The 9,447-nt window shown below is 59.6% G+C and carries 9 protein-coding genes, 1 tRNA gene and 2 rRNA genes; 3 read left to right on the top strand and 9 right to left on the bottom strand.

Annotated features, from left to right (window positions below):
• Nucleotides 1-11: 11 nt before the first annotated feature.
• On the bottom strand, nt 12-263 hold the full coding sequence (locus ACESNB_RS04000; protein WP_373004181.1) for a hypothetical protein: 252 nt from the start codon (nt 261-263) through the stop codon (nt 12-14).
• A gap of 130 nt (nt 264-393) precedes the next feature.
• Here ACESNB_RS04000 and ACESNB_RS03995 point away from each other — a divergent pair, with 130 nt between their 5' ends.
• Nucleotides 394-567, top strand: coding sequence for a DUF1328 domain-containing protein (locus ACESNB_RS03995; protein WP_373004178.1), 174 nt, complete (start codon nt 394-396; stop codon nt 565-567).
• Nucleotides 568-636: 69 nt separating this feature from the next.
• Here the strand turns inward: ACESNB_RS03995 and ACESNB_RS03990 are convergent, their stop codons facing one another.
• Both ACESNB_RS03990 and ACESNB_RS03985 read right to left on the bottom strand, forming a co-directional pair.
• Nucleotides 637-2,229 carry a DHA2 family efflux MFS transporter permease subunit gene (locus tag ACESNB_RS03990; protein WP_373004175.1) on the bottom strand — a complete coding sequence of 531 codons (1,593 nt, stop codon included), beginning with the start codon at nt 2,227-2,229 and terminating at the stop codon, nt 637-639.
• Between the two features lies 1 nt (nt 2,230).
• On the bottom strand, nt 2,231-3,469 hold the full coding sequence (locus ACESNB_RS03985; RefSeq protein ID WP_373004171.1) for an efflux RND transporter periplasmic adaptor subunit: 1,239 nt from the start codon (nt 3,467-3,469) through the stop codon (nt 2,231-2,233).
• A 135-nt stretch (nt 3,470-3,604) separates the two neighbouring features.
• Between ACESNB_RS03985 and ACESNB_RS03980 the strand changes: the two genes are divergently transcribed.
• Together ACESNB_RS03980 and ACESNB_RS03975 are read left to right on the top strand one after the other, a co-directional pair.
• On the top strand, nt 3,605-4,255 hold the full coding sequence (locus ACESNB_RS03980) for a TetR/AcrR family transcriptional regulator (RefSeq protein ID WP_373004168.1): 651 nt from the start codon (nt 3,605-3,607) through the stop codon (nt 4,253-4,255).
• Between the two features lie 81 nt (nt 4,256-4,336).
• A complete protein-coding gene (locus ACESNB_RS03975) occupies nt 4,337-4,489 on the top strand; it encodes an entericidin A/B family lipoprotein (protein WP_373004165.1) in 153 nt (50 codons plus the stop codon).
• A gap of 67 nt (nt 4,490-4,556) precedes the next feature.
• Here the strand turns inward: ACESNB_RS03975 and ACESNB_RS03970 are convergent, their stop codons facing one another.
• The 6 genes from ACESNB_RS03970 to ACESNB_RS03945 all read right to left on the bottom strand — a co-directional run.
• Nucleotides 4,557-5,531: an alpha/beta fold hydrolase gene (locus ACESNB_RS03970; RefSeq protein WP_373004162.1), complete on the bottom strand. Its 975-nt coding sequence runs from the start codon at nt 5,529-5,531 to the stop codon at nt 4,557-4,559.
• Nucleotides 5,528-7,276, bottom strand: coding sequence for an amidohydrolase family protein (locus ACESNB_RS03965; RefSeq protein WP_373004158.1), 1,749 nt, complete (start codon nt 7,274-7,276; stop codon nt 5,528-5,530). The genes ACESNB_RS03970 and ACESNB_RS03965 overlap by 4 nt, the downstream gene beginning before the upstream one ends.
• Before the next feature lie 97 nt (nt 7,277-7,373).
• Complete coding sequence (locus ACESNB_RS03960) at nt 7,374-8,018, bottom strand: TetR/AcrR family transcriptional regulator (RefSeq protein ID WP_373004155.1); 645 nt, start codon at nt 8,016-8,018, stop codon at nt 7,374-7,376.
• A gap of 124 nt (nt 8,019-8,142) precedes the next feature.
• Nucleotides 8,143-8,219 (bottom strand) — tRNA-Met (locus ACESNB_RS03955).
• Between the two features lie 184 nt (nt 8,220-8,403).
• Nucleotides 8,404-8,518 (bottom strand): 5S ribosomal RNA (gene rrf / locus ACESNB_RS03950).
• Between the two features lie 102 nt (nt 8,519-8,620).
• A 23S ribosomal RNA gene (locus ACESNB_RS03945) occupies nt 8,621-9,447 on the bottom strand; the annotation flags it as partial.

Below are 9,447 nucleotides of genomic sequence, written 5' to 3'. Positions count from 1 at the left end.
ATTGGAGAAAGCTACGCGGCTTTGACTATCTGGCCAAAGTCATCACAGGCGTCAAATTTAAAGACGGGATCGAAACCACCGAAACTGGCCAGATCGCCGCATGACCAAAAACTCTCAAACACCAGATTTGACAATAACTCGAGCGCCTGCAGCTCTGACCGCAATGCGTCTTCGGAATTGTTCGCCGTCGAACCGGATTCGGCATTTATCAGCGCGTAGAGTTTCAACGGATGTTCCTTCGTGTCGAGATCGGCCAGACGCACGCATGCCGTCAAATCAACGCCGCCGAACAGGCGAAGGTTCCGCCGGACTTTTTCCGGAACCTTTCGGGCGGGGCCCGAGTTGATTGTTCAACGGCGCAGCAAGCCGGAAACAGTTACAAGGAGACACATCATGCTCGGTTGGGCACTCGCATTCTTCATTTTCGCCATTATCGCCGCCGCTCTTGGTTTCGGCGGCATCGCCGGGGCTTCGGCCGGGATCGCGCAGATCCTGTTCTTCGTCTTCCTGGGTCTTCTGGTCCTGACATTCGTGGTTCGGGCCGTACGCGGAAAAAACGTCGTCTGACATTCCGACGACATATAGATTCGACAAAGGGCGCTGATGTTTCAGCGCCCTTTTTCTTTTCCGAAGATGCTAGTGCGCCGCGACAGGCGCTGCCGCAGGATTGGGCTTTCGCAGGACGAAGACAATCAGGAAGGCTGCAGCGGAGGCCATGGCCATAGCCATGAACAGGTTGTTGTAGGTCATCACCAGCGCTTCCATCTGGACCCGGTGGCCGAGCTCCATCATCGCCGCACCCTGCGGGTCGGCCACGCCCGCCGACTGCAGTCGCGCGGCCGTCTGGCTGAGCCACGCCTGGACCTCGGGCCGCGCGATGCTCATCCCTGCAGAGAGTTCCTGCTGGTGGAGCGAATTATAGCGCAGCAACAGCGTATTCAGGAAGGCAATGCCGACGGCGCCGCCAAGGTTGCGGCAGACGGTGAACAGGCCTGATGCGTTCGCCACCCGCAGCGGCGGCAGCGTGCCAAGGGCGAGGTTGGTGGTCGGTACCATGGTCATGATCAGGCCGACGCCGCGTATCGCCTGCGGCCAGAACAATTCGTTGAAACTCGACTCCTGCGTCATCTGCGCATTGCCGGCAACGCCGATCGTGATCATGATCAGCCCGGTGCCTAGGATCAGGCGCGGATCGAACCGCCGCGTCAGTGCACCGGCAATCGGTCCGCCGAAGAACATGGCCAATCCCGACACACCCATGATCTGTCCAATCTGCAGCGCCGAATAGCCGTGGACCTGCCCGAGGAAGAGCGGCAACGCGTACACCGATCCATATAGAACGAACCCGACAACGGCCCCGACGATTGCGCCGGACGCAAAGTTCCGGTCGCGGAACACGGTCAGATCGACAATCGGATGTTCCACGCGAAAGGCGCGATAGAAGACGATGCCCGTGGCAACAATGCAGTAGAACGTCCAGCGGACGATCATGCCGCTCTGGGACCACCCCTCTGCGGGACCTTCTTCGACGATCCACTCAAAGGCGCCCAGCATCACCGCCATGCTCACCAGCCCCATCAGGTCGATGCGGCGCAGCAGGTTCGCCTCGCCTTTCTGGCGCGGAATGAACCGCCACACGAGCACGACCGCAACAATCCCGGGAATGACGTTGAGCAGGAACAAAAAGTGCCAGCTCATGTGCCCGGTGATCCAGCCGCCCAGAGTCGGCCCGATCGACGGTGCGAGCGTGGCGACCATGCCGATCATCACCTGTTGGGTCATTGACCGACCACCGGGGAACAGCGTGAAGGCCGCGGCCATCGTCGAGGGCACCATGGCGGCGCCGACAAAGCCCTGGATACAACGGAAGAAGACCAGGGAATCGAGATCCCACGACATGGCGCAGAGTACGCTGGAGACCGTGAAAGCCGCAGCCGACATCATGAAAAGGCGGCGCAGGCCAAAGACGCGGTTGAGGAAGCCCGAGAGCGGGATACCGACGACTTCGGCGATCAGATAGCCGGTCTGCACCCAAGTGATTTCATCGCTGCTGGCCGAGACCCCCGCCTGGATCTGACGGATGGAACTGGCGACGATCTGCACGTCGAGAATAGACATGAACATGCCGATGACCATGGCAAAGAAGCCGACGTGCAGTGTCCACGGCACCTTGTCGCCGGCAACCTCAGCCGGCGGACTGGTCGCCTGCGTCGTGTCGGACGTGGTCATCTCACGACTTGGCTGGTTTGACGGTGACGACCGCCTCGACCGACAGGCCTGGCCGCATCAGGCCGGTATCGAGCGCCGCCTTCGAGATGGCGACGCGCACGGGCACGCGCTGGACAATCTTGATAAAATTGCCGGTCGCCGTATCCTGCGGGATCAGGCTAAACTGCGCGCCCGACGCTGGCGCGAGCGAGTCCACAATGCCTTCGACCCTGAGATCAGGATAGGCGTCGACATGTAGCGCGACCTTCTGGCCGGGCCGCATCTTCTCGACCTGTGTCTCCTTGAAATTGGCAATGACATAGGCCTGGTCCACCGGCACGACGGACAGCGCCTGCTGGCCCGGGCTGAGCAATTGTCCTTCCGATACGACACGGTTGGCGACGACGCCGGAAATCGGTGCGCGGATTTCAGTGCGGCCCGCTTCCAGTTGGGCCGCTGTGACGCGGGCGCGCGCAGCGTCCGCTTGGGCGTCTGCACCTGCGACGGCTGCCTTGGCAGCGATGATGTCCTGACGGGCCCGCGCGAGACCGGCCTCGGCAACATGCAGCTGGCTCTTCTGGGTCGTGACCGCAGCGGAGGCGCGGTTCGCTTCGGCACCTGCGGCATCGGACTCGGCCTGCGCTGTTTCAAGGCGGGCGGCAGGATAGTGTCCTTTGCCCGCGAGCTCTGTGTAGCGTGTGAGATCGTCGGTCGCGAGTTTCTCATTTGCCTGCACGGACTGAACCGTCGCACGGGTCTCGGCGAGCCGATCCCTCTGGGCCGCAATCTCGGCCAAGGCTGACGCTTCGAGCGAGCGTTTGGAGGCAACTTCGGCACGCGCCTGCGCGGCCTGGGCCTCGGCCTGTGACAGGGCCGCTTTGGCTTCCGACAGGCGGGCAGCGTAATCTGCGCCCTCTAGCACGACCAGAAGGTCACCCGCCTTCACGGCCTGATTATCCTTTACGGCGACAGTCTCGACATAGCCCTGGATCTTGGAAGAGACGGTGGTGATGTCCGCCCGGATATAGGCATTGTCGGTGGTCACTTCGAAACGGCCCATTGTCCACCAGCCGACGCCCTTCCAGACAGCAAACAGCGCGGCAAGCGCAATCGCGGCATAGGCGGCGTAACGGCGGTAATTGACGGGCGGTGCGGTCGCTGAGGCTACAGCATCATTGCTTTCTGCCTGGACCTCGGCCCGGTGGGCTTCCTTCACCGGCTCGACGACTTTCGGAGCGGACGGAAATGGCTTGAGCGCCATCTGAATACCTCATCATTGTTTCGCCGAGACGGAGCCCGGCGAGTGTAATATTGATTACACTCTGAAAATGTGTAATGTCAATTACGGTTTCAAGTGGCAAGGTTGAAATCAGGCAGAGACAGGACCCAAGCAGGCATGGACACCGCTGGCACGACAGGTACGCAAATCACCGAACCGGTCAGCCGGGGCGACAAGCGACGCGCGGCCTTTATTGCGGCGGCACGCGAGGTGTTTCTTGAGCAGGGATACGAAGCCGCCAGCATGTCGGACATCGTGCTGCGCGCCGGTGGGTCACTGTCGACCCTGTATTCACAATTCGGAGACAAGCAGGGCCTGTTCCTGGCCATGCTCGACGAGCGCATCCGCCAGATCACGGCCAGCATGGGGGTCGAATTGTCCGCCCATGCCCCCGTTGCCGACGGCCTACGCCGGATTGGACAGCAGTTCACGAGCAAACTGCTCGAGCCGGAATCACTCGAAATGTACCGGCTAATTCTTGGACTTGCCCGAAAATTCCCAGATATCCCCCGGGAGTTCGTGCGCCGTGGCCCAGACCGCCTGCGCCAGGCGCTCGCCGACTACCTGATCGACCGCGTCGACGCCGGCGAGATCCAGCTCGAAGACCCTTACAGGGCCGCCAGCCTGTTCTTGGAAATGACACGCGCCGGCCTTGTGAACCGCGCACTTATGGACGACGACGTTCGCCCGAGCCAGGAAGAGATAAAGGCATCGGTCGACATAGTCGTCGACATGTTCCTGCACGGTGCGATCCACCTCAAAAAATAGTTTCTCCAGTTAGCGAAAAATACGGGAACCGGGTAATCGGGCGCGCGTTGGGTCTGCAGGTTAATTGCAAGGAGACTGACAATGAAAAAAGCACTCAAGACTGCTGGTACCATCGGCGCCGCTGCCATGGTCCTGTTCCTCACGGCCTGTAACACCGTCGAAGGTGCTGGCCAGGACATCGAAGCGGCCGGCGACAAGATCGAAGAAACGGCTGACGCCAACAAGCCTGAATAGGCTGGGCCATTTGGCCTTTAATGGAAAAGCGCGCTGGTCCTGCCAGCGCGCTTTTTTTGTTCGCGATTCAGAACTTCCGCCTTAGCCAGGACAGGATGTATCCATTGAGACTGTCCGGGTATTCCTGCTGGACCCAATGGCTCGCATTCCTGATCATGTGCATTTCGAGATCGCTGCATCGCTCGGGCATGTCTGCCGCGAACTCGGGCCGCAGACCCGGATCGAGTTCAGCTGTCAGCATGAGGCATGGCACGTCAAGCGGCTCGACACCGACATCTGGATGCGCCGCCGCATTGGCGTCTATATTCCGATACCAGTTGATACCGCCCCGATAGCCTGTTCGTGAATAGGCATCGACATAATGCTCGAACGTCGATTCATCGAGCAGCGGCTTGCCCAACCCGTCCGGCAATGAGGGATTGAGGAATGGGTTCGCATTCAGTTTCCCATCGGCAAATGCATGCTTGTAAACCTGTTCCAGCGGCGCGCTGCCCCGCATGATCTTCGCCACGATCGTGCGCGCATGCGGGTCCATGACTGTTTCAGCGAGATCAGGAATCTGGAACCAGGAGACATACTGGCGCTCGACGTCACCATCCACCACCGCTGTGTGGGTCGCGACGCTTGGAAATGGCATATAGGGCGTGCAGACACCTACCATTCCCGCCACACGGTCAGGATGAAGCACGGGCATCGCCCATGCGACGAAACCGCCCCAGTCATGGCCAACAAACACCGCCTTCTCGATATCCAGCGCATCCAGAAGAGCGACGAGGTCGCCCGTCAGTTCAAACAGGCTGTAAGCCTCGACCGGGTGCGGGCATGAGCTGCCGCCAAACCCGCGCATGTCCGGGGCGATGGCGTGAAACCCCGCTGCGGCAACGACAGGCAATTGGTGTTGCCAGCCGATCGCAAGATCGGGAAAGCCATGCACGAAGACAACGGCCGGGCCGCTACCCGCCTGATAGGTTGCGAGGTGGAAGTCCGGATCACCGGCGCGGCCGGGAAGCTTGATATCGCTCCGCGTGACCGACGGAATCACGAAACGAGTCCTGTCTCGTAAGCCTTATCGAGGTTGGTGGCCGCTTGCGGACCACGGATGAGCTTGCCCGGCAGGTTTCCGGTCGGCTCTCCGTCCCGGTAGATCACCTGGCCGCTGCACAGGGTCGCGTGATACCCGGTAATCTTCTGCAGGAACCGCTTGCCTTCTGCCGGTAGATCGTAGGTCATTTTTGGCTCGTGGATCTCGAGCTTGTCGAAATCGATGACATTGATGTCAGCCTTCATGCCAACGGCAATGACGCCGCGATCATTCAGACCGTAGCACTCCGCCGTGCGGCGGGTCTGGTTTTCGACCAGTTCCTCGATCGCAATACGCGCGCCCCGCGTGCGGTCGCGCGCCCAATGCGTCAGCAGGAATGTGGGAATGCTGGCATCACTGATCAGGCCGCAATGCGCGCCACCATCAGCCAAACCATAAATGCTGTTCGGGTGGCGCATCAGTTCGGATGTCGCATCGAGATTGCGATCCACATATCCCAACATGGGCAGGTAGATCAGGTTCCCGGTCTCGGACGTCATGATGTCGTACAGGAGTTCCTGCGGGGTACAGCCCTTCTTTTCGGCACGGGCGGCGATGCTCTCTTCGGGCGCCGGCTCGTAATTCGGCTTTTCCCCAAGTGGAAACATCTGTTCGAACCCGATGGTGAACATCGCGAGCAGACCATCCGCTTTCGAGAAGTCCGGCGCATTGTTCAGGATCGACTCGCGCACTTCAGGTGTGCGAAGGGCCGCGCGGCGTTGGTCGACCGACAGGCCATGCAGGGCGACAAAGCCCGGGTGCAGCAAGAAGGGATGAACGCTGCTTTCGAAACCGAGCAGCAGGCCCACGGGCCTTGGCGCGATCATTGGCGTCAGGTACCCGCCCTCGGCCGAGTCTTCCTTGGCGGCCTGCAACAGGCGCCGCCACTGGTCCGGGTCGCCTGCACTCTGGACCATGCTGAACAGGATACGTTTGTTGATTTCCCGGCCCAGCGCCTTCATCCAGCCGATCTCGTATTCCTCGGGGACATAGTCGCCGGCAAGCTGGAACACGCCATGCCCGACATGGCCAAGCGTGCGACCGATTTCAAAAAGCTCGTCAGAGGCCGCGTACGTGCCGGGAACCACCTGGCCGTCCTTGGCCCGGTGCAGCGTCGTGCGCGACGTTGAGAAACCGAGCGCGCCAGCCTCTAGTCCTTCCTTCACGATCTCTGCCATCTTCCGGATGTCATCGGGGCCCGCTTCTTTTACATTGGCACCCTCGCCCATCACATAGGCGCGCACGGCGCCGTGGGGGACTTGCGTGCCAATGTCGATGGCGAAGGACCGGCGCTCGAGCGCATCAAGATATTCGGGGAAGGTTTCCCATTCCCAGCTGATGCCTTCCGCAAGAGCGGCGCCTGGAATATCTTCGACACCCTCCATCAGCTGGATCAAGAAGTCATGCTGGTCCGGGCGCACGGGCGCGAACCCGACACCGCAATTGCCGACAACAACCGTGGTGGTGCCGCTCCAGCCTGCAGGCGTCACATAAGGATCCCATGTCAGTTGGCCATCATAGTGCGCATGGATATCCACCCAGCCCGGTGTCACGAGCAATCCCGTGGCATCGATTTCTTCGCGCGCCGGCCCCAGATTGTCGCCGATGGCAGAAATAACACGGCCATTGATGGCGACATCTGCCTTGGTCGCTGGCGCGCCCGTTCCGTCGATCACTGTGCCGCCTCGGATAATCACATCGTGCATGGGGATTCCTGTTCTATTTGGTCGTGTGCGCACTCGCTTCCGAACAAATAGAAACAGACGTCGTGACAGTTGTCAATTTAATTGAAGGCTGGCGGTCTCAACGCGGCAACATGCCATCGAGCAGTATACCGACAATCATTTCAGCCTGCTCCCTGACGCTTGCAGCCTTTGCTGTGCCACCATCTTCGTTCAGTCGCGCTGCCAGATCAGGGAAGGCAAACATGCTACCGGCACCATGGTTGATCAGGAAGTAGAGCAGGCCCGGCGAGGGTTTGCGGATCCGCCCCTGCGCCGCCAGGCTATCGAGCCAGGTCTTTGTGAACGCGTCGGCTGGCTTGATGAAATGGGTGAATAGATAGTCGAAGCGCGAACCGGGGTGACTGGCTTCCTGATTGATGATCTGCAGCAATGCAGGCTGAAGCGCACCGAGTTCAAGAACACGGACCAGCAAGCCCCGCAGGATAACCAGTTCGTCATCGCCGAGCGCCTTGCCCTCGCGGATCAGTTCCTCGTCCAGCCGGCCAAAGCCGTAATCGACGGCGGCATACCAAAGCTCGGATTTCGAACCAAAGCGCTGGGGGATCAGGTTGTGACTGATACTGAGCCGGCGCGCGACATCGCGAACCGAGGTGCCGTCGAAACCGTTTTCACCAAACGCGCGCAGAACGGCATCAAGCAGCACGTCATCCGACACGACATCAGCGTCATCCTGGCCGGGACGGCCTCTTGGTCGTGTCGTCATGGGTCTCGCGCCTTTAGTCATCGTCACAATCGGCCAATACTATGCCGGGACGTGGGCCATACCAAATTCCCTGAACGCCAGACACAAAAAAACCCGCCTCACGGGTGAGACGGGTTTCTTTATTTGGGTGCGGGAACAGGATTTGAACCTGTGACCTTCAGGTTATGAGCCTGACGAGCTACCGGACTGCTCCATCCCGCGTCAACTGTATGAGCATTTAAGGCGCTGAGCCCTGAAATGCAAATCCGGCCCGCCATTTCCAGGCTGAGGCCGGACAAGAGCCGTGTGGACCGAGGTCCGTCACGGCAAGCCGTCGCGAAACGGCTGTTCGAAGTAATGGAAAGATTGTGTCTGCAAGAGGCATTATACTTACTGATTTCTGCGGACCCGGCAGCGACTTACTCTCCCGCGCCTTAAGACGAAGTACCATCAGCGCAAGGGGGCTTAACGACCGAGTTCGAGATGGGATCGGGTGGGGACCCCCTGCCATAACCACCGGGTCGGCGGAAATCAGCAAGGTATAATGCAATATGAAACCAAAATGTCTTTTCGAGGCCCAAGTATGAGCGAAAGCGATGCGCTTTACACTACACACGAGTTTCACGATCAAGCCTATCGAGCAATTAGTACTGGTTAGCTCCATGCATTGCTGCACTTCCACACCCAGCCTATCGACGTGCTGGTCTTGCACGGCTCTCAGGGAGACCTAGTTTTGAGGTTAGTTTCCCGCTTAGATGCTTTCAGCGGTTATCTAGTCCACACATAGCTACCCTGCAATGCGGCTGGCGCCACAACAGGTCCACCAGAGGTGTGTTCATCCCGGTCCTCTCGTACTAGGGACAAATCCTCTCAAGTCTCCAACACCCACGGCAGATAGGGACCAAACTGTCTCGCGACGTTCTGAACCCAGCTCACGTACCACTTTAATTGGCGAACAGCCAAACCCTTGGGACCTGCTCCAGCCCCAGGATGTGATGAGCCGACATCGAGGTGCCAAACGATGCCGTCGATATGGACTCTTGGGCATCATCAGCCTGTTATCCCCGGAGTACCTTTTATCCGTTGAGCGATGGCCCTTCCACTCGGGACCACCGGATCACTATGACCGTCTTTCGACTCTGCTCGATCCGTCGATCTCACAGTCAGGCAGGCTTATGCCATTGCACTCAACGAGCGATGTCCGACCGCTCTGAGCCTACCATTGCGCGCCTCCGTTACACTTTAGGAGGCGACCGCCCCAGTCAAACTACCCGCCACACAGGGTCCCGGACCCCGATAAGGGGCCGCGGTTAGACATCAAAGAAGACAAGGGTGGTATTTCAAGGTTGGCTCCACACAATCTAGCGACCATGCTTCAAAGCCTCCCACCTATCCTACACATATATTCTTTAATGCCACTGTGAAGCTGTAGTAAAGGTTCACGGGGTCT

This window comes from Hyphomonas sp. (genome assembly GCF_041689225.1).
Lineage (GTDB): Bacteria > Pseudomonadota > Alphaproteobacteria > Caulobacterales > Hyphomonadaceae > Hyphomonas.
Note: the sequence above shows the minus strand (reverse complement) of the source record. Positions and strands in the feature narration are given on the sequence as shown.